At 36.1% G+C, this 19,950-nt stretch carries 20 protein-coding genes and 1 tRNA gene; 3 read left to right on the top strand and 18 right to left on the bottom strand.

Annotation, left to right across the window (positions count from 1 at the left end; translation table 11 throughout):
* Window positions 1-8: 8 nt before the first annotated feature.
* The 10 genes from ACXYMZ_RS07640 to ACXYMZ_RS07595 form a co-directional block, all read right to left on the bottom strand.
* Window positions 9-1,190 carry a phosphoglycerate kinase gene (locus ACXYMZ_RS07640; protein ID WP_458947792.1) on the bottom strand — a complete coding sequence of 394 codons (1,182 nt, stop codon included), beginning with the start codon at window positions 1,188-1,190 and terminating at the stop codon, window positions 9-11.
* A gap of 219 nt (window positions 1,191-1,409) precedes the next feature.
* Window positions 1,410-2,408 carry a type I glyceraldehyde-3-phosphate dehydrogenase gene (gene gap / locus ACXYMZ_RS07635; protein ID WP_458947791.1) on the bottom strand — a complete coding sequence of 333 codons (999 nt, stop codon included), beginning with the start codon at window positions 2,406-2,408 and terminating at the stop codon, window positions 1,410-1,412.
* A gap of 43 nt (window positions 2,409-2,451) precedes the next feature.
* Complete coding sequence (locus ACXYMZ_RS07630) at window positions 2,452-3,471, bottom strand: sugar-binding transcriptional regulator (RefSeq protein ID WP_458947790.1); 1,020 nt, start codon at window positions 3,469-3,471, stop codon at window positions 2,452-2,454.
* A gap of 128 nt (window positions 3,472-3,599) precedes the next feature.
* Window positions 3,600-3,845: a glutaredoxin family protein gene (locus ACXYMZ_RS07625; RefSeq protein ID WP_458947789.1), complete on the bottom strand. Its 246-nt coding sequence runs from the start codon at window positions 3,843-3,845 to the stop codon at window positions 3,600-3,602.
* 1 nt (window position 3,846) lies between these two features.
* On the bottom strand, window positions 3,847-5,127 hold the full coding sequence (gene rpoN / locus ACXYMZ_RS07620) for an RNA polymerase factor sigma-54 (RefSeq protein ID WP_458947788.1): 1,281 nt from the start codon (window positions 5,125-5,127) through the stop codon (window positions 3,847-3,849).
* A 161-nt stretch (window positions 5,128-5,288) separates the two neighbouring features.
* Complete coding sequence (gene nikC, locus ACXYMZ_RS07615; RefSeq protein ID WP_458947787.1) at window positions 5,289-6,215, bottom strand: nickel transporter permease; 927 nt, start codon at window positions 6,213-6,215, stop codon at window positions 5,289-5,291.
* 12 nt (window positions 6,216-6,227) lie between these two features.
* Window positions 6,228-7,229 (bottom strand): ABC transporter permease, encoded by a 1,002-nt coding sequence (locus ACXYMZ_RS07610; RefSeq protein WP_458947786.1) that lies wholly within the window; start codon window positions 7,227-7,229, stop codon window positions 6,228-6,230.
* Between the two features lie 90 nt (window positions 7,230-7,319).
* Window positions 7,320-9,020: an ABC transporter substrate-binding protein gene (locus ACXYMZ_RS07605; RefSeq protein ID WP_458947785.1), complete on the bottom strand. Its 1,701-nt coding sequence runs from the start codon at window positions 9,018-9,020 to the stop codon at window positions 7,320-7,322.
* Window positions 9,021-9,056: 36 nt separating this feature from the next.
* Window positions 9,057-10,034, bottom strand: coding sequence for an ABC transporter ATP-binding protein (locus tag ACXYMZ_RS07600; protein WP_458947784.1), 978 nt, complete (start codon window positions 10,032-10,034; stop codon window positions 9,057-9,059).
* Window positions 10,009-11,025: an ABC transporter ATP-binding protein gene (locus ACXYMZ_RS07595; protein WP_458947783.1), complete on the bottom strand. Its 1,017-nt coding sequence runs from the start codon at window positions 11,023-11,025 to the stop codon at window positions 10,009-10,011. The genes ACXYMZ_RS07600 and ACXYMZ_RS07595 overlap by 26 nt, the downstream gene beginning before the upstream one ends.
* 236 nt (window positions 11,026-11,261) lie before the next feature.
* Here ACXYMZ_RS07595 and ACXYMZ_RS07590 point away from each other — a divergent pair, with 236 nt between their 5' ends.
* Window positions 11,262-11,663, top strand: coding sequence for a ribonuclease HI family protein (locus ACXYMZ_RS07590; protein WP_458947782.1), 402 nt, complete (start codon window positions 11,262-11,264; stop codon window positions 11,661-11,663).
* Between the two features lie 84 nt (window positions 11,664-11,747).
* On the opposite strand, the gene ACXYMZ_RS07585 is transcribed toward ACXYMZ_RS07590, so the two are convergent.
* A tRNA-Arg gene (locus ACXYMZ_RS07585) sits at window positions 11,748-11,823 on the bottom strand.
* A 251-nt stretch (window positions 11,824-12,074) separates the two neighbouring features.
* On the opposite strand from ACXYMZ_RS07585, the gene clpP reads away from it, so the two are divergent.
* Together clpP and ACXYMZ_RS07575 are read left to right on the top strand one after the other, a co-directional pair.
* Complete coding sequence (gene clpP, locus ACXYMZ_RS07580; RefSeq protein WP_458947781.1) at window positions 12,075-12,668, top strand: ATP-dependent Clp endopeptidase proteolytic subunit ClpP; 594 nt, start codon at window positions 12,075-12,077, stop codon at window positions 12,666-12,668.
* 363 nt (window positions 12,669-13,031) lie between these two features.
* On the top strand, window positions 13,032-13,589 hold the full coding sequence (locus tag ACXYMZ_RS07575; protein WP_458947780.1) for a shikimate kinase: 558 nt from the start codon (window positions 13,032-13,034) through the stop codon (window positions 13,587-13,589).
* Between the two features lie 82 nt (window positions 13,590-13,671).
* On the opposite strand, the gene ACXYMZ_RS07570 is transcribed toward ACXYMZ_RS07575, so the two are convergent.
* The 7 genes from ACXYMZ_RS07570 to ACXYMZ_RS07540 all read right to left on the bottom strand — a co-directional run bounded on the left by ACXYMZ_RS07570 (window position 13,672) and on the right by ACXYMZ_RS07540 (window position 19,950).
* Entirely contained in the window at window positions 13,672-13,926 is a 255-nt protein-coding gene (locus ACXYMZ_RS07570; protein WP_458947779.1) for an HPr family phosphocarrier protein, read from the bottom strand.
* 360 nt (window positions 13,927-14,286) lie between these two features.
* Complete coding sequence (whiA, locus tag ACXYMZ_RS07565; RefSeq protein WP_458947778.1) at window positions 14,287-15,234, bottom strand: DNA-binding protein WhiA; 948 nt, start codon at window positions 15,232-15,234, stop codon at window positions 14,287-14,289.
* Window positions 15,235-15,269: 35 nt separating this feature from the next.
* Window positions 15,270-16,229 carry a gluconeogenesis factor YvcK family protein gene (locus ACXYMZ_RS07560; RefSeq protein ID WP_458947777.1) on the bottom strand — a complete coding sequence of 320 codons (960 nt, stop codon included), beginning with the start codon at window positions 16,227-16,229 and terminating at the stop codon, window positions 15,270-15,272.
* Between the two features lies 1 nt (window position 16,230).
* Window positions 16,231-17,127, bottom strand: a complete 897-nt coding sequence (rapZ, locus tag ACXYMZ_RS07555; protein WP_458947776.1) for an RNase adapter RapZ — start codon at window positions 17,125-17,127, stop codon at window positions 16,231-16,233.
* A 291-nt stretch (window positions 17,128-17,418) separates the two neighbouring features.
* Window positions 17,419-18,366 (bottom strand): thioredoxin-disulfide reductase, encoded by a 948-nt coding sequence (gene trxB, locus ACXYMZ_RS07550; RefSeq protein ID WP_458947775.1) that lies wholly within the window; start codon window positions 18,364-18,366, stop codon window positions 17,419-17,421.
* Window positions 18,367-18,444: 78 nt separating this feature from the next.
* Window positions 18,445-19,446, bottom strand: a complete 1,002-nt coding sequence (locus ACXYMZ_RS07545; protein ID WP_458947774.1) for a tetratricopeptide repeat protein — start codon at window positions 19,444-19,446, stop codon at window positions 18,445-18,447.
* 297 nt (window positions 19,447-19,743) lie between these two features.
* Complete coding sequence (locus ACXYMZ_RS07540; RefSeq protein ID WP_458947773.1) at window positions 19,744-19,950, bottom strand: hypothetical protein; 207 nt, start codon at window positions 19,948-19,950, stop codon at window positions 19,744-19,746.

Below are 19,950 nucleotides of genomic sequence, written 5' to 3'. Positions count from 1 at the left end.
CCCAAAAATTATTTATCATCCAGCGCTGCGACACCTGGTAAAACCTTACCTTCCATAAACTCTAATGAAGCACCGCCACCGGTTGAGATATGATCCATTTCAGATGCAAAACCAAATTTTTCAACTGCAGCTGCGGAATCTCCTCCACCAATAATTGAGTATCCTTCCGTCTGTGCCAGTGCTTCAGCAACTTCCCTTGTACCGCCTGCGAATGGGTTCATTTCAAATACTCCCATCGGACCATTCCATAAAATTAATTCTGACGCCTCAATTACTTCACGATAAAGTGCACGTGTGTCAGGACCAATATCTAATCCTTGCCAGTCGTCTGGTATTTCATTTACTGGAACAATTTTTGTATCTGCTGTAGCAGAGAATTCATTTGCTACAACTGTATCTATAGGAATAAGGAAATTTACACCTTTTTCCTTTGCCTTTTTAATAAATTCTTTTGCTAACTCAATTTTATCAGCTTCTAGGAGTGATTTTCCTATTTCATGTCCTTGAGCTTTAATGAACGTAAACGCAAGGCCTCCACCGATAATCAAGTTATCAACTTTATCTAATAAATTATCAATAACATCAATTTTATCTTTTACCTTTGCACCACCAATAATTGCTGTGAATGGTCGCTTCGGATTTTCTAATGCTTTTCCGAGCACTTCAATTTCTTTTTCTAATAGTAAACCAGCAGCTGCTGGTAACTTCTCAGCTATACCTGCCGTTGATGCATGTGCCCGGTGTGCTGCTCCAAAAGCATCGTTTACATATAAGTCCGCCATCGCTGCAAATGCCGAAGCTAGTTCGTCATCATTTTTCTCTTCGCCAGCTTCAAAACGAACATTCTCTAGAAGTAAAATGTCACCATCGTTTAATTGTGAAATTGCTTCATCTACTTCTGCACCATAGACAGAATCGGTTTTTAAAATTTCTTTTCCAGTTAAATCACTCAGTCTTGCTGTTACTGCATCTAATCGTAATTCTTCAACAACTTCTCCCTTAGGTCTTCCTAAGTGACTTGCTAGAATTACTTTTGCACCATTTTCGGTTAAATAATCAATTGTAGGAATTGCTGCTTTTATTCGTGTGTCATCTGTTACTTCTCCATCTTTCATTGGTACGTTAAAGTCCACACGACAAAACACCTTTTTTCCTTTAACATCAAAATCTTTTAATGATTTCTTGTTCATTCAAACAACCTCCCAATTATGTATTTTGCAATTTACTATATTTAGGATTTCCCAAGTTTTTATTCCACTAATCATTATATAGTATAAGCTGTTTAAACGCTTGTAATAATCCATGAAGTAACTACCATAAAATTAAAATCCCTATAAAAATAGCGAAGGAGACGATTTATGTTCTCCTCCGCTATTGGATTAGGCTATATTAAAGTTACTTTTGCTCGTTTACTTTTGCATGAATTTTGCTAAGTCTACGCAGCGGGCTGCGTATGCGTATTCGTTGTCATACCAGCTGATTACTTTTACAAGGTTGTCTTCCATTACCATCGTTGATAAGCCGTCGATAATTGATGAGTGGGCATTTCCAACAATGTCAGATGATACAATAGGATCCTCTGTATATTGTAAAATTCCTTTTAATGGACCTTCAGCAGCTTCTTTAAATACACTATTGATTTCTTCAGCTGTTACGTTTTTATCTAACTCTACAACTAAATCAACCAATGAACCGTCTGGAGTTGGAACGCGTACTGCCATCCCGTTTAACTTACCTTCTAATTCAGGTAAAACTTTTGCTACAGCTTTAGCAGCACCAGTTGTTGTTGGAATAATATTTTGCGCTGCTGCACGAGCTCGACGATAATCTTTATGTGGTAAATCTAGAATTCGCTGATCATTCGTGTACGAGTGAATCGTTGTCATCATTCCACGCTTGATACCAAATGCATCATTTAATACTTTTGCATATGGTGCTAAGCAGTTTGTCGTACATGAAGCATTAGAAACAATATGGTGGTTGTCCGCATCATATTTATCTTCGTTAACACCCATAACAATTGTTAAATCTTCATCTGTAGCTGGTGCAGAAATCATGACTTTCTTTGCACCTGCATCAATGTGTTTTTGAGCATCTTCACGTTTTGTGAAACGGCCAGTAGATTCAATTACAATATCAACACCTAGTTCGCCCCAAGGTAAGTTTGCTGGATCACTTTCAGATAGTACTTTTACCTCTTTGCCACCAACAATAATACTTGAACCTGATACTTCTACTTTTTCATCTAACACACCATGCACAGAATCGTACTTTAATAGATGTGCAAGCATCTCTGCATCTGTCAAATCATTAATCGCTACAATCTCTACATCTTCTTGTTTCATAGCATATCTTAATACAAGTCGTCCAATTCTACCAAACCCGTTTATTCCTACTTTTATTGTCATAATTCTTCCTCCATATAGTAAAATTATTATATTTATAAAAGGTTTAACCTTTTAAGATCTCTTTTGCACATGCTTCATCTGTAATCAGCAAATCACTTTTACCTTTTTCAAAGTAAGATGCGATTGCTTGAGCCTTTGATTTTCCACCTGCAATCGTTATCACAGTTTCAATAGAAGATAAATCTTCAATATGCAAACCAACTGTCCTCACTCGATGGACCACATTTCCATGTTTATCAAAGTAATAGCCGAAAGCTTCACTTACAGCTTCCTTCTCTTCTAAAATTTCCATTACTTCTTCTGATGTTTTTCTTCTAGCAGCCATTGATAAAGCGTCACCAACACCGTGAAGAACTATATTAGCTTGCTTAATTTTGCGCACAATATCCTGTATTGTTGGTTCTTTCATTAAACTTTGATATGCAGCTTCACTTAAAGGATCTGGTACATAAAGTAAACTGTAATTTCCTTTCGCACGCTTGGCCATTTCCTCAACAATACGTGTGGATTGGTTTTCAACTTGCTCCCCAAGTGCACCACGAGCTGGGACAAAATTATAATTCCCTTCTTGATTCAGAGGCATCATAACGTCTGCGACAGCGGCAACACTGCTTCCACCAGTTACTGCAATCGTATAATTATCACCAATAATTGTTTTAAGATGACCGACACAGGCCTTGCCCATTTCTTTTTTTACCCAATCATGTTCATCACTGTTACCCGGCACGATAATTATGTTCTCTAATTTTAGTTTTTCCATTAACTGCTTTTCTAAAACATTTAATCCGCGAAGTTCAGTCATGAGTTCTGCTAACTTATCTAAAACATGATTTCCTTCATTCGTCGTGTACATGCCTTTGGTTGTTATATAAATTAAGCCCTGTTGCTGTAAAAGGTCTATTTCACCTCGGACATGGCGTTCAGTTAAACCTACATTCTCAGCCAATCCTCTTCTTCCAATTGGTTGCAGTAGCTTTACGCTTTTTAATATCGAATAGCGTTCTTCCATTGTTTCCAATACATCTGGAATTAACTTCTTTTGTAAATTTACTATTGTTTTCATCTTAAACTCCTTAGCTGGACAAATAAAGTCCATGGTAGACGTAAACAGTCCCTCGCATAAAATAATTATACCACACACACTTTCAATTACAACTATTTACGTTAGAACCAAAAAAAGAATAGCAATCGCTATTCTCCTTGGTGTTTTTTCAAAAAATCTTCTATTGCATCATAACTAATTTCTTCACAATTTAGCTGTTCTCCGTTGATTTCAATTACTGGAATTAATAATTGGTACTTTTCCAACCACTCTTCATTTGAATAAATATCTCTTTTTTCAATCGTATGTGGATAATCAGAAGAAAACGCTGAAAGCAAAGCTTCTGCATCGTCACATAAAGAACATATTTCTTTCGTATAAAAAATAATATGCATGTTAAATCTGTTGCCTCCTTTTTAATGATGAGGGTATATTTAGTTGCTCTCGATATTTCATAACCGTGCGTCTCGCTACCTTTAAAGAATACGACCCCTCTAATTCTAAGCGAATCTTTTCGTCTGATAAAGGTTTATCTTTATTTTCTTGACTAATGATTTGTTTTATTAAATCCTTAATTATAATTGTAGCAATTGATCCATCCTTTTGTTTTATTCCGTGTTGGAAGAAAAACTTTATAGGATAGACACCATGCGGAGTTTGAATATGTTTATTGCTAATTGCTCGACTAATTGTAGAGAGATGCAAACCTACTTTGTTCGCAACATCACTCAACTTTAAAGGGACAAGACCAATTATTCCATTTTCAAAGAAAGCTTGTTGTTTATCCGTAATCTCTTTTAAAACCAATTCCAAAGTCGATGCACGATATTTCAATGCTCTTTTTATTCCATCAATCTGTTGTGTTTTTTCTTTTAAATAATCCTTTGTTTCGCGATCTACTTGTTCTAAAGCAGGCTTACTGTATATAATTTTCGGGATACTTAGGTGATGAAAAACAATATGCCACTCTGCTTCATCTTTATAAATATTTGCCTCTGGAATGATATATTCTGTTGGAGAAGTTGTGAGCAGTTGACCAGGCTTTGGGTTACATCCCTGGATCATTTGAAAGAGCTCAGCAACCTCATTTTCTTCTATATTATAAGTATCCTTAATTGCTTCAAACTCATTTTCTGCAAGCCACTCCAGATGATACAACAATAAGTCATCCATATAATCGTGGTAGCCCTTCATCTGTCTTACTTGTAAAAGAAGACACTCACCAAGTGAGCGAGCGCCAACACCGAATGGTTCAAGCTGTTGGATAACTTTTAATGACTCCTCTACCTGGGGGATATCTACCGCACAATTTTCTGCCCAGTCTTCTAGAGTAATATCAAGATATCCTGCTTCATCCAAGGAATAGATTCCGTATTCCGTTATTTTTTTTAGGTCAGGAGAAAGATTCATGGTTAAAATTTGATCTAGCAAAACATCATATAAATTTTTTTCACTTGCATTTGTTTCTTCCAAGGAAACCGTTTCCGAACGGTGGTATGTAGTTGGCTTTTCTTCATAATTAAAAATTATATCTTCTATTAAAGGATTCTCTTCCGCAATATGATTCAAGTAATGATGTAGCTCTGTAGAAGTAAATTGTAATAGTTGCAGCGATTGTATAAGTGTCTGATTTATTTTTCTTTCCAGCGTTTGGTGTTGAATAATCCCCTGCTTCACTTTACATATCCTCCTGCTTTACCGTTTCTATCTATTATACCATGTAAAAAATCTTCGATGAAACTCTCACGACTTGGATCAAGAGAGAAAGCAAACCACATAAAATTAAAATGCCCGCCCATCAAAGTTTCTGATGAACGGGCATTTAAATAGTTTTCCTATTAATTTTTCATTTTCGGATCTAATGCATCACGCAAGCCATCTCCAATTAAGTTAAAACCTAATACGACAAGAACGATGGCTATACCAGGAACGACAACCGTCCAAGGTGCTAGCTGGATAAAATCTCTCGAATCCGCAAGCATTTGCCCCCACTCTGGAGTCGGTGGTTGCGCACCTAAACCTAAGAATCCAAGTGCCGCAGCCTCTAGGATAGCTGTACCAAATCCAAGGGTTGATTGAACAATAATCGGCGCAATACTGTTTGGTAATATATGCTGAAAGATTATTCTACCGTGTTTCATTCCTTGGGCTTTTGCAGCCATGATATATTCTTCTTCTCGCAAACTAATAACTCTTGAACGAACAAGTCTACCAAAGATAGGGATATTAATAATAGCAATCGCAATTAGCGCATTTTCTAATGATGCTCCTAAAATAGCAACAATCGCAATTGCTAGAAGAATACTAGGAAATGCTAAAAGGATATCAAAGATACGTGAAATAACCATATCAATCCAGCGTCCAAAATAACCAGCAATAATTCCTAATAATGTCCCAAATACCAATGCACCTGTAACAGCAAAGAATCCAACCATCAAGGAAACTCTCGCACCATACACAAGTCTTGTAAACATATCTCTACCTAAATGGTCTGTTCCTAACCAGTATTCAGCTGATGGAGGAACTAATCGATCGACAAGATTTTGTTCTTCGTAGGCGAAAGAAGTAAAGAACGGCGCTATTATTGCAACTAAGATAAAGAATCCGATAATCCCAAAGCCAATAATTGCAAAACGATTCCTTGAGAGTTGCTTTAAGGTATCCTTCCAGGGAGAGACAGCTTCTATTTCTTCCGTATCTATATGTTGATCACGACTTGCAGGATTAGGTACTAGTTGTTCTGAATTTTTTACTTCTGTTTTCATATGCAGCACCCCCTAGTATTTAATCCGTGGATCAATTTTTTTATAAAGAATATCTACAAATAAATTAATCATTACGAAGATAAATGCGACTACAAGGATACCCGATTGAATAACAGGATAATCTCGGTAGTTGATGGCTTCATATATATAGCGACCAATACCCGGCCAACTGAAAATTGTCTCCGTTAGAATTGCTCCACCAAGTAAAACACCTGATTGAAGACCGATAACAGTAAGTACTGGAATCATCGCATTCTTTAATGCATGCTTATAGATAACTAAAAATTGACCAGAACCTTTTGCACGAACCGTACGAATGTAGTCAGACTTCATAACCTCTAACATACTAGATCTTGTCATACGTGCAATAATCGCCATTGGAATGGTTCCTAGTGCGATACCTGGTAAAATTAAGTGCTTCAAAATAGTAATCGTTCTAGAGAAATCTAGATGAATCAATGAGTCTAGTACATATAAATGTGTAATTGCAGCAATTGGATCTCGACTGCTTTGCCTTCCATACGCTGGAAGCCAACCCAATTCTTGCGCAAACACCCATTGCTCCATTAGAGCTAACCAGAATACAGGCATGGAAACACCAATTAAAGCAAATAACATTGCTAATAAATCAAACCATGAGTTTTGCTTCCAAGCACTGATAATTCCCGCATTAACACCGATAACGATCGCGAAAATCATAGCAAATACAGTTAGCTCAAATGTAGCCGCTATGTAAGGTATAATTTCAGTAGATATTTCTCCTTTGGATCGTAAGGAAGTTCCAAGATCCCCTTGAAGTAAATCAAGAACATAATGACCGTATTGTATAAAATAAGGTTCATTCAGCCCCATACTTTGTTCTAAATCTGCAACTGCTTGGGCGGTGGCTGCTTCTCCCAATATCGCTTGAGCTGGATTTCCAGGAATTAAGTGCACGATGGAGAATGTGATTAAAGTCATTCCTATCAATACTGGTATAAGCATAAGCAAGCGTCTAATTATATAGGTAACCATCTTTTCACCCTCATTCTCTTAAGACTTCTTCCCAATAAAAGAGAAGGGATAGTAGCACTTAACTACTACCCCTGATTTTCTTTTTAGTTATTAATTCTGTAATTCAACTTCTGCTAATGATTCACTTGTTGATGGGTGTGGCACGTAGTTTATAACATTACTAGTCGTAGCCATCACTGGTCGAGAGTGTACAAGTGTAATCATTGGTGAATCTTCTGAGATTATAGCTTGAGCTTGTGCATAAAGATCTGCACGTTCGTCCTGGTCAACAGCACGTTTAGCTGCATCTAATAATTCATCAACTTCTGGGTTTTCATAGAATGAACGGTTACTACTTCCAATTGCGTCGCCATGTAGAAGACTACTTAAGAAGTAATCAGGATCTCCGTTCGTACCTGACCAACCTAAGATAAAGAGCTGATGCTCTCCAGCTAATGTTTTCTCTAGATATGGAGCCCATTCTTCACGAACAATTGTTGCTGTAACACCGATATCTGCCAAGTTACTTTGTACAATTTGTGAAACTGTTTCTGGATCTGGCATATATGGTCTTGCAACCGGCATTGTCCATAATTCGATTTCCATACCATCTTCAAATCCTGCTTCTGCTAGTAACTCTTTAGCTCTTTCAGGATCATATTCGAAAGCTGCTACATCATCGTTATAACCAAGATATCCTGGTGGTAAAGGATTCTTAGCAGTCGTTGCGTAACCAGCATATAAAGCATCAGCAATTGCTTGGTTATCAACTGCATGTTTAAATGCTTGACGCACTTCTACTTGGTCAAATGGCGCTTTTTGTGTGTTGAAACCAACATAACCAAAGTTGTTCTCAGTTCTTGTTAATAATTCAAGTCCATCTTCCGCTTCTACTCCAGCTGCATCGTCTGGATTTAGTCCATCCATAATATCGATTTCACCAGAACGAAGTGCAATTAATCTTGCAGCGTTATCTGGAATAACTTCAAATATTACACGATCAAGCTTTGGTAAACCTTCTTTACGATAGTCCTCAAATTTATCAAGGATAATAGAATCATCTCTGCTCCAGCTTACGAATTTAAACGGACCAGTCCCTACTGGGTTTTCATTAATTGATGGTCCATATTCTTCTAGTGCTGCAGGAGACATCATTGCAAAGTAGCTCATCCCTAGATTCTGTAAGAAGAATCCAAGTGGCTGATTTAAAATAAATTCAACTTCATGATCATTTACAACATTAATTTCATCAATTACATGTCCTGGATCACCTTTGTACCCACCGAACATTGTTCCGTAAAGTACATACACATAGCCATCATCTGCAAATGCGTATTCGTGCTCAGGATCTGCCCATCTTTCAAAGTTAATTTTTACTGCTTCTGCATTAAAGTCTGTTCCATCGTGGAAAGTAACTCCCTCTTCTAGATAGAACGTGTACTTCAATCCGTCATCAGAAACTTCCCAATCATGTGCAAGACCAGGTTGTAATTCAAATGAATCCTTTTCAAAAGTTAATAACCCTTCTAGAACTTGTTGCGTAACTCTTGAAGATTCCCCGTCAGATGTAGCTGATGGGTCAAGACTCTCTGAATCTCCACCTCTAGCAAATACTAGAATCTGGTCTCCAGACGCCGTTTCTTCACCGTCAGTTTCCCCATCATCATCAGTAGTCTCTTCTCCATCATCCGTATCTTCGGTAGTGTCTGTATCCGTGTCTTCTGGATCTGCTCCACCATCGCCGCTACATGCTGCTAAAACTAGTACAAAAGCTAGCATCAAGATAGCTAAAAACGTTAATCGAAATTTCATTTACTTACCCCCTTGTTTTTTTGAAAAATATATATTTTACTGCTTATCACCATATAAATGACAAGCAACAAAATGATTATCATCAACTGGCTGAAATTCTGGTCGAACCTTACTACATATGTCCATTGCTACTGGACAGCGGGTATGAAAAGCACAACCGCTTGGCGGATCTGCAGGACTTGGAACATCTCCCTGTAAAATGATCCTATCCTGAACAACATCTGGATCAGGGTCTGGAACTGCAGATAATAATGCTTGTGTATATGGATGTCTAGGAGATGCATAGAGATCATCCTTATCGGCAAGTTCTACCATTCTTCCTAAGTACATTACGCCAACACGATCACTAATATGCTTTACGACACTTAAATCATGCGCTATAAATACATAGGTTAAATTAAATTCATCTCTTAAATCTTCCATCAAATTAAGTATTTGTGATTGCACGGAAACGTCCAATGCGGATACAGGTTCATCACAAATGATTAGCTTGGGATTATTCGCAAGCGCTCTAGCAATCCCAATACGTTGTCTTTGTCCACCACTAAACTGGTGTGGGTACCTTGTAGCATGATAAGCACTAAGCCCGACAACTTCTAATAGTTCTTGCACTCTTGCTTTTCTTTCAGCGCGCGAACTCATTCCATGAATAAGTAAAGGTTCTCCAATAATTTTCTCAACTGTATGACGTGGGTTTAAAGATGCGTATGGATCTTGAAAAATTATTTGCATATTCCTTCTTAACTTACGCATTTCTTCTGGAGAAATATTAGTAATTTCTTCACCTTCAAACCAAATCTCACCTTCTGTTGGTTCAATCAATCTTAAAATAGCTTTTCCAGTTGTTGATTTCCCACAGCCAGACTCTCCAACAATACCGAGAATTTCACCTTCTCTTACTTCGAAGGAAACATCATCAACCGCTTTCACATCTCCAACTTTTTTTCCTAAAACACCCCCGTGAATAGGGAAGTGCTTCTTTAATCCTTTAACTTCTAGTAGAGGCTGTTGCATTGGCTAATCGCTCCCTTTCCTCTTCGGCATGTAAAAAGCAGCGACTTTCACGACCGTTTTCTAGTTTATATAATTCAGGATTTTCATTAAAACATCTATCAAAAGCGAACTCACAGCGTGGAGCAAATCTACATCCTACCTGCCCAACCTTTGGACGTGCTACCGTTCCTGGAATTGAGTATAATTTTTCATCTCTTCCATGAATTTTGGGTAGTGATTTAATTAGTCCTTGTGTATATGGGTGCTGTGGATCTTTTAAAATTTCACGTTTTGTGCCTTGTTCTACAACTTGTCCAGAGTACATTACAACTACCCTATCGCAAATATCTGCAACAACACCTAAATCATGTGTAATGAGTAGAATACTTGTATCTTCTTCTTTATTTAAGTTCTTCATTAAGTCCAATATCTGCGCTTGAATCGTCACGTCTAATGCTGTCGTTGGCTCATCCGCTATTAAAAGTTCTGGATCACTAGACATAGCCATCGCTATCATTACACGCTGACGCATTCCACCCGATAATTGGTGAGGATATTCATTTACAATAGCTTCTGCTCTTGGAATACCTACCATTTTAAGCATTTCAATCGCTTTTTGAGTTGCAAACTTCTTACTGACCTTTTGGTGAATACGAATTGCTTCTCGCATCTGATTTCCAATTGTAAATAATGGATTTAATGATGTCATTGGCTCTTGGAAAATCATCGAAATTTCATTACCGCGAATTTGTTTCATTTTCTTTTCAGATGCATGTGCTATATCTTGACCTTTAAAATTCACTTCCCCGCCGACGATCCGACCTGGTGGGCTTGGAACTAATTGCATGACTGAAAGTGAAGTAACACTCTTTCCACTCCCAGACTCTCCTACAATTCCGACTACTTCTCCTTTATGAACTTTAAAGCTAACTTTATCCACCGCAGGGATTTCTCCACTATCTGTAAAAAAATGAGTACTTAATTCTTTAAGTTCTAAAATTACTTCTGACATACCATCCCCCCTCGAAGTTGGAGTACTCTGTGTTTATAATATACTGAATATTAATTAATATGGCAAGTCATTTAATATTATATGTCTTGTTTATTTTCCTAATAAAAGAAAAAACAACAAAACAAAGGTTATATAACAGCATTCTTGCTACTTCAAATTTGTTTTAGATTTTTACTTAAAATAACAAATAGCTTATAATATTCTATAAGTATTGTTCATAAGGAGGTTGCTATTGATTGATTGAAGTTTATACAGATGGAGCTTCACGAGGTAACCCTGGGCCTAGTGGCATGGGGATTGCGATAAAAAAGAATAAAGAAATTCATGAGTATAGTTTCTTTCAAGAGAACCTTTCCAACCATGAAGCAGAGTTTCTCGCAGTTATAAAAGCATTAGAAATTTGCAAGAAAAACTTTCCTGAAGAAATACTTTCTTTTCGTACAGATTCTAAAGTAGTTGTTGACACAATTGAGAAGGACCACACAAAAAATCATATCTTTTCTTCCTTTTTAACAGAGATTCGAGAGTTAAAGAAAGATTTTCCTTATTTCTTTATTAAATGGATTCCTGAGAAAGAAAATTACATTGCTGATCGACTGGCAAGAGAAATTATAAGAAAAGAAATATCGCAGAAATGATAAGTAGAATAAAAATTAATAGTTAAAACGCATAAAAAAACAAGTGAAAAGAAATACTTTTCACTTGCTCATCTATTAGTATAACACGCCCAGAGGGATTCGAACCCCCGACAAACCTAGTACCGGAAACTAGTGCTCTATCCAGCTGAGCTATGGGCGCAAAAATGAAACTTCGTTAAAATTCGATTATCCAACGAAAAATTACACAATCCATATTATAACCTTTATCCAAATCTCTTACAAGCTTGAATCTATGGATAAAAAAGCAATTCGGTTTATAAATATTAGAAATGGGAAAGCTTGGATATAGTTCTTTTTTTATTGAACGTTTTTGTTTGACCTTCATTGACCAATGATATATGATAAAATTAGATTTACAAAGAAAATTTGTTTACTAGGAGGAATTTGTTTATGAATTTAGTACCTACAGTTATTGAACAAACAAACCGCGGGGAACGTGCATATGATATTTATTCAAGACTTTTGAAGGACCGTATTATTTTACTAGGAAGCGGGATCGATGATAACGTTGCAAACTCAATTGTTGCACAGCTACTATTCTTAGAAGCTGAAGATCCAGGAAAAGATATCTCTCTTTACATCAACTCACCAGGTGGATCGATTACAGCTGGTATGGCAATCTACGATACGATGAACTTCATTAAATCTGACGTATCAACAATTTGTATTGGAATGGCAGCATCTATGGGAGCTTTCCTACTAGCTGCTGGTGAAAAAGGTAAACGTTTTGCATTACCAAACAGTGAAATTATGATTCACCAGCCATTAGGTGGCACACAAGGTCAAGCAACTGATATTGAAATTCATGCGAAACGTATTATTGAAATTAAAAGACGTATGAATGAAATTTTAGCTGACAAGACTGGACAGCCTATGGAAACAATTGAACGTGATACAGAACGTGATAACTTCATGACTGCACAACGTTCAGTTGAGTACGGTTTGATTGACAAAATTTTAGAACGTAACGAAGAAGCGAAGTAATTTATCAGAATCTAAATGAATAGCTTCATTAAGAACACTTAACGGTTCGGATTATCTCCTATTGATAATCCGAACCGTTTTTACATATAAACAAAGATGGATTATACTATGAAGTAGATATTATTGTAATTATACTGTTTAACTAAAGATTAGCGCTGTTAAAGTTAAATATTGTTGAGAGGATAAACCCGCTTCGGAAATATACGCACGCTTGGCGGGCGGCTGGTGAGCTTCCTCCCGCTGGAGTCTCCGTATATTTCTGAAGCTCATTTTAGTCTTCTCATTCTTCAATTAGAAAAACTCAATAATAAACTTTAGAATATCTAAAAAATATAAATATATTAGTAGGAAGAGGATTGTTGTATGGTTTTTAATCAGGTTGCACTTAGACAGAAAAATATAGTTTTAATTGGCTTTATGGGGGTAGGTAAAACGACGATTGGGAAATCCATCGCAAGGAAACTTTACCGGGATTTCATTGATATTGATCAGGAAATTGAAAAAGAATTTCAAATGCCAACGACACAAATTTTTCAAGAGTACGGAGAAGCTACTTTTAGAGAAAAAGAAAAAGAAATGATTACAGAATTTTGTAACCAACGATTAAAAGTAATTTCTTTGGGTGGCGGAGCTTTTTTACAGAAAGAAATTAGAGAACTGTGTCTCTCCAAGAGTATTGTATTTTATCTTGATTTATCATGGGATTCTTGGAAAGAAAGAGCAAATATTTTAATCGAAAGTCGTCCAGTTCTTAAAGGGAAAAACGATGAAGAAATGAAAGAGTTGTATTATAAGAGACAACCAATATATGAAGAACATCACTCAAAAGTAGTAACAGATAATATTGACATTGAAGAGGTTTCAGACTTTGTGGTAGACTCACTAAAAACGGCATGGGATATTTATGAACCTAATCAATAATAAATGCTTTTAAAAAGCACAATAAAATAAGCGCATCCCCTAACATTTAACGGGATTGCGCTTGTTTTCATATAACCTTCAATTATCCTTTTGTTACGAAGGAGACTAAATGGTTCATTGCTATTTCTTCATCAGGCCCATCTGCTATGATTTTAATTTCTTCACCATTAGCAATCGCTAAACTCATTAAGCCCATAATACTCTTGGCATTCACTTTTTTACCATCTTTTTCTAAAAATAAATGCGAAGAATATCGATTTGCTTCTTGCACAAATTGTGCAGCAGGACGTGCCTGTAATCCTGTTTCTAACTCTATCTTTACTGTATTCTCAACCAACTCCACTCATCCTCCCTGAGTTATAGAAAACGCTAACATTATTCAGTATTCAAAAAAGCAGTCCAAACTGCTTTTTCAGTTTATCTTATTGCGTTACATAAATTTTAATTACTAATTATTTGTATTATAGCATGAAATAAAAATTATGAGAACGATAAAACAAAATTATTACATTTTGTACTTAATTTTGTATATTTTTTCCAAATTGAAATATTATCATTTGCCATTTTCTCATATTAGTAAGTTGCTATTACTAACGCCTAATAACAATTCGCTTTCCCAAAACTTAAACGGAAAGCGAGTTGCGTGTAGACTGGGTATAAAAATGCGAGGTTACAAAAAGTGGACTTTTATCATCTTCTATTTCGTAATTAATTCCCCTTGTCTAATTTTATCTGCATATTCATCAATTTTTTTCAATCGATGATTAACACCAGATTTAGAAATCTTGCCATTGCTTACTAATTCACCAAGTTCTTTCAAAGAAACATCCTCATGCTCCATTCGCAAAAGTGCGATTTCTTGAAGCTTTTCAGGAAGCTGCTCGAGTCCTACCGTACGTTCAATTAACTTTATGTTTTCAATCTGGCGAAACGCTGCACCAATTGTTTTATTCAGATTGGCTGTTTCACAATTCACGAGACGATTTACAGAATTCCGCATGTCACGAACAATACGAACATCCTCAAATCTAAATAAAGCGTTATGCGCACCAATTAAACTTAGAAACTCTGTGATTTTTTCAGCTTCTTTTATATAAACGATAAAACCATGCTTTCTTTCTAAAGTTCGGGATCTTAAGCCAAATGTATTTAATAATTCACTCAAAGAGTTATTATGCTCCTCGTGAAAATTATAGATTTCAAGATGATAAGATGATGTTTCTGGATTATTAATGGAACCACCAGCTAGAAAAGCACCTCGTAGGTATGCTCTCTTTGTATCGGTATTATTAATTATTTCTGGTGAAATTGCTTGTATTGTTTGATGAGGATCTTCCATTATTTTTAATTCTTTTAGGAAGGAAATTGCATCATCTTTCATACGCACAATGTAAATATTATTCTTTTTAAGCTTCATTTTTCTTCGTACTAATATTTCAATCGTTTGGGTAAAATTTGCTTTTATTAAGGTATAGATTCTTCTTGCAATTGCTGCATTTTCGGTTTGAACATCGAGTGTGTAATGGTGTCTTGAAAAGGAAACTACGCCATTCATTCGAATCAATGCGGACAACTCAGCAATTTGTTCTTCTTTTTCTGTTTCCATACCAGTTAATTCTTTCTTAATTTCAGAAGCAAACGACATTAGCTTCACCTCCCTATTATCTCATTCTCAAGCGTTTATTTTTGTAAAAGAGAATACAGTAGTTTTGCTATCTTTTCTGTATCGTGTCTTACAGTATGATGAGGTTTTTTTATGATATCTCCCTCAATGATTTCTAATCCTAAGGAGAGTAATCGTTCAATGTCATAAACTACTGGTTCAGCATTCTCTTCAGCATATTTTTGTCTGATGGTCTGTTGAATGGGCTCGTTATGTACAACAATTGATTGTAAAATACCGCTACCGATGTGTCGGTTAATTGCTTCCACATGATCAGAAGCAGTGTATCCCGTAGTTTCCCCGTATTGTGTCATTAAATTACAGACATATACTATTTTAGCATTTGTTATTTCTAACGCCTCTTGTACACTAGGTACAATCAAATTCGGCATAATACTCGTATATAAACTTCCAGGGGCAATGACGATTAAATCTGCATCAACAATCGCCTGCACTGCATTTACGAACGGCTTTGCTGGTTGTGGGCTTAAATAAACTTCATCAATCCTCTTGTTTGACAGGGGAATATTTGACTCTCCTGAAACAATTGTCCCGTCTTCCATTCTTGCATGAAGCGATAAGTTTTCTGTGGAAATTGGGTAGATTTTTCCCTTAACATTTAGTACACGAGAAATTTCTTTTATCCCATCGTAGAATCCACCAGTTACCGATGTCATAGCTGCTAGTAATAAATTGCCTAAAGAATGGCCAGTTAGTCCGTTTCCACCGTCAAAGCGATGTTGAAATAATTTAATTAACATTGGTTCTGCATCGGAAAGTGCTGCAATGACGTTTCGAATATCTCCTGGAGCTGGGATTTCAAATTCCGTTCTTAGTCTCCCAGTACTCCCACCATCATCAGCAACTGTAACAATAGCAACTAGGTCAATTGGGTAGTTTTTTAATCCACGGAGAAGTACTGGCATGCCAGTTCCCCCGCCAACAACGACAACCTTCTGTTTCTTTTTGTCGTTCATATTAACTTCCCTTTCTCTTGTCAATATCGCGGTGACTGACATGCGTGATGTAATTTGGCGATAATAGTGTAGAGAAGTGTTCTGCAAGTGCTACAGAACGATGTTGACCGCCAGTACAACCAATTGCAATTACCAGCTGTGACTTTCCTTCTTTCTTATATTGTGGCAGTGTAAATACTAAAAGATCCAATATTTTTTCCACAAATTTTTGTGTATCTGACCACTTAAAAATATACGTACTTACTTCTGGATTTAATCCTGTTAAGGGCTGTAGATGACCGACATAATGTGGGTTTGGTAAGAAGCGTACATCAAAAACAAGATCTGCATCAATTGGCAGTCCATATTTAAATCCAAATGAAACCATATTTATTGAAAAGATTTCTTGATCTTCCTGAGCATATTTTTTTAAAATTTTATCTCGTAACTCACGTGGTTTTAAATCAGTTGTATCAATAATTCGTTGCGCTCTACCTCTAAGTTCATCAAGAATTTCACGCTCTTGACTAATACCTTTAAGTGGCGATCCGCCTACTGCTAATGGGTGAGAACGTCTCGTCTCTTTGTAACGACTTACTAATGCTGTATCTTTTGCATCTAAGAATAATATATGTTCTTTTAACCAATTTTCTTCATTAAGTTTATCAAGTGCTTCAAATAAACTATCAAAAAATTCACGGCCTCGCAAATCCATTACAAGTGCGACTTTGGTTACGTTATTTGTTGAATCCTTCATTAGTTCTAAAAACTTCGGTAATAAAGTAGGAGGTAAATTATCTACGCAATAATAGCCTAAATCTTCAAAGCTTTGTACGGCAACCGTTTTACCTGCACCAGACATTCCCGTAATAATAACCAATCTTGTTTCCGATTCTTGCGTTTTATCTATCTCTGTCATAATTATCGCTCCCCTTATAAGGATTCATTTTTTGTATATAGCTTTTCGTAATGTAAGTTTTAAAATGCTTTCTCTTTAAGTATACTATGAATCATTCGCTAACGACAATCATCCAATTTTATGAAGCATTTTTGCTCAAAAAAAATGCACAGGTCATAGCAACCTGTGCGAAAAACTAATTTATCTATTAAAAGGGGGTCAATTAGTTATATATAGTGTACCCCAACTTTGTTTCGAATCCATTACAGTAGGGTTAAAAAGTAATGACTTTTTCGTAAATTTCCACTTTTATTAAACATTCTTCGCAGTTTTAGGTAATTTCTCTATATAACCGATCGCTTCTTCAGCAGCAATACTACCATCGCCAGTTGCTGTTACGATCTGTCTTAGCTTTTTCGCTCGAATGTCACCAGCTGCAAAGATGCCAGGAATCTTTGTTGCCATGTTTTCGTCTGTCTCAATATATCCTTCACCATTTGTAATTCCTAATGATGTGAAAGGCTCACTCAATGGATCCATTCCGATATATGGGAAGACTCCATCTGTTTGTAATTCTGTTTCTTCGCCTGTTTTCGTGTTCTTTAATGTTACACTACTTACTTTTCCTTCTGGTCCGTTAATTGCAGTAACGGTTGTATCCCAGATGAAATCCATTTTCTCATTCGCAAATGCACGATCTTGTAAGATTTTCTGAGCACGTAGCTCATCACGTCGGTGAATGACGGTAACTTTATCAGCAAAACGCGTTAAATATCCGCCCTCTTCTACTGCAGAGTCTCCCCCACCAACTACAACAAGGTTTCTTTGTTTAAAGAATGCACCATCACAAACTGCACAATAAGAAACTCCACGTCCAGCTAATTCTTCTTCTCCAGGAATTCCAAGCTTTTTGTACTGTGCACCAGTTGCAATAATTAAAGTTTTTGTTTTATATTCTTTATCTCCAGCAACTATTGTTTTTAAATCACCGTTATCGGTAACTTCTTTAATATCTCCATATGCATATTCTGCACCGAATTTCTTCGCATGTTCAAACATTTTATTCGATAAATCAGGGCCTAATATATGATCATAGCCAGGATAGTTTTCAACATCTTCCGTATTAGCCATTTGACCACCAGGGATTCCACGTTCAATCATTAAAGTGTCTAAGTTAGCTCTAGATGCATAAACCGCTGCAGTCATTCCTGCTGGTCCAGCACCAGCTATGATTACGTCATATATACGTTCTTCGCTCATTTATATCGCCTCATTTTAATTATATTCTGTATCTATAGCTTATTATTTAAGGGTCGAATTGTCTATTAATCTGCCTTGTTAATCTGTCCATGGAAAGTCATGATTTAATAAAGCTCTATGCTTCAAACATCCTTCCTCCCACAAGTCAATTGCAGTTTCTTCCTTACCAATATGATATGCTGCAAGGCTATACCATTTATAATAAGACAGATGCCCTCTCGCATAGCTTTTGTTAATGGTTTTAAAACGGTCATATGCAGCTTTGTACTTTCCTGTTTTAGAAAGGATCCCTGCCAATTTTATTTGTTGGTCTGTATGAAGTGGATATATATTCATTACTTTTTTAATTATCTTCTCATACACATCCATTTGATCTGTTTCATAATAAAATAGTGCTAGGTTTAAATTACTCTGTAAAGAATGTTCTACTTCATCAAGTATTTTTTGTTCAAGTTGAATTGCTTTTTCCTTCTCACCAGTATAAAAAAGTGCTTGAGCATAATCATGCTTTACAACTAAATAGTCTGGGAATAAAAGAAGCATTTCTTCTATGAGTGGCATCGCTTTATCCCACTCACCATTTTCCATATAGTAAAAAACGGTTTCCTGGTATTTTAGAAGGTCATCTTCTTCCTCAAGTAACCAGTCATCGTCTTCATATTCTTCCATTTCAAAATCAATCAAATCAAGCAATGTGTATGCTTCTTCACTAAAATCGCCGTCAGGTTCTTTTTCTAAATATAGTTGAGCAAATTTATTTGCATCAGCTAGAAGTCCAAGATGGGCATAATTGTTTGCAAGCAAATAATAGCAGTCGACATAGTTACTCGTCTGCAGGACATTATTTAATAACTGATTAGCGGAGTGGTAAGAGCCGATTTCTGTATAAACAATTGACATCTGACAATTATAAAGTGGGTTGTCAGGTTTGGCTTCTACGGCTTTCTTTAACCATTTCAATGAATAATCGAACTTTTTCTTTTGAAATGCTTCTACGCCTTTAGAAAAATAGAAGTCTCCATCAGGAATAAACGGCAATACTTTATTTTTTTGTTTCGTTTCTTTCATAAGTTTATTCATTTGTCTACTCCTAAAATATACATATGCTTAAGTATAACATAATACAACATGAATCGCTCAAATGCGACAAATGAGTTTATGAAAGATATAAGACAATTTATATTAAAATATTAGCGTTGTGTAAACTAATTTATTTTTTGTGAATAAATCCGCTTCGGAAATATACTTTTCTTATTCTAAAGTGGTTGAACTTCATTAGAGAGGTATAAATTTAATCATTTTTTCACAGTACCGCTTGTAGAAATCATCCAATAATAATAAAACCAGTCTCAAGTGAAATTGAGACTGGTTTTATTATTATCGATTGTTGTTGTTATTGTTGTTCTGTCTGTTGTTATTCTGTCTATCGTTGTTGTTTCTATTGTTACGATTGTTATTTTCAACATTGAATTCGTTTTCGTCCGCGAATTCTACATTAACTACTTCTTCGTTATTATTTTGATTATTTTTGTTTCTGTTTTGCTCGTTATTGCGGTTGTTATTACGATTGTTGTTCTTGTCCAT

The organism is Oceanobacillus sp. CAU 1775, from assembly GCF_054482815.1.
This window is presented reverse-complemented; position numbering and strand designations above follow the sequence as displayed.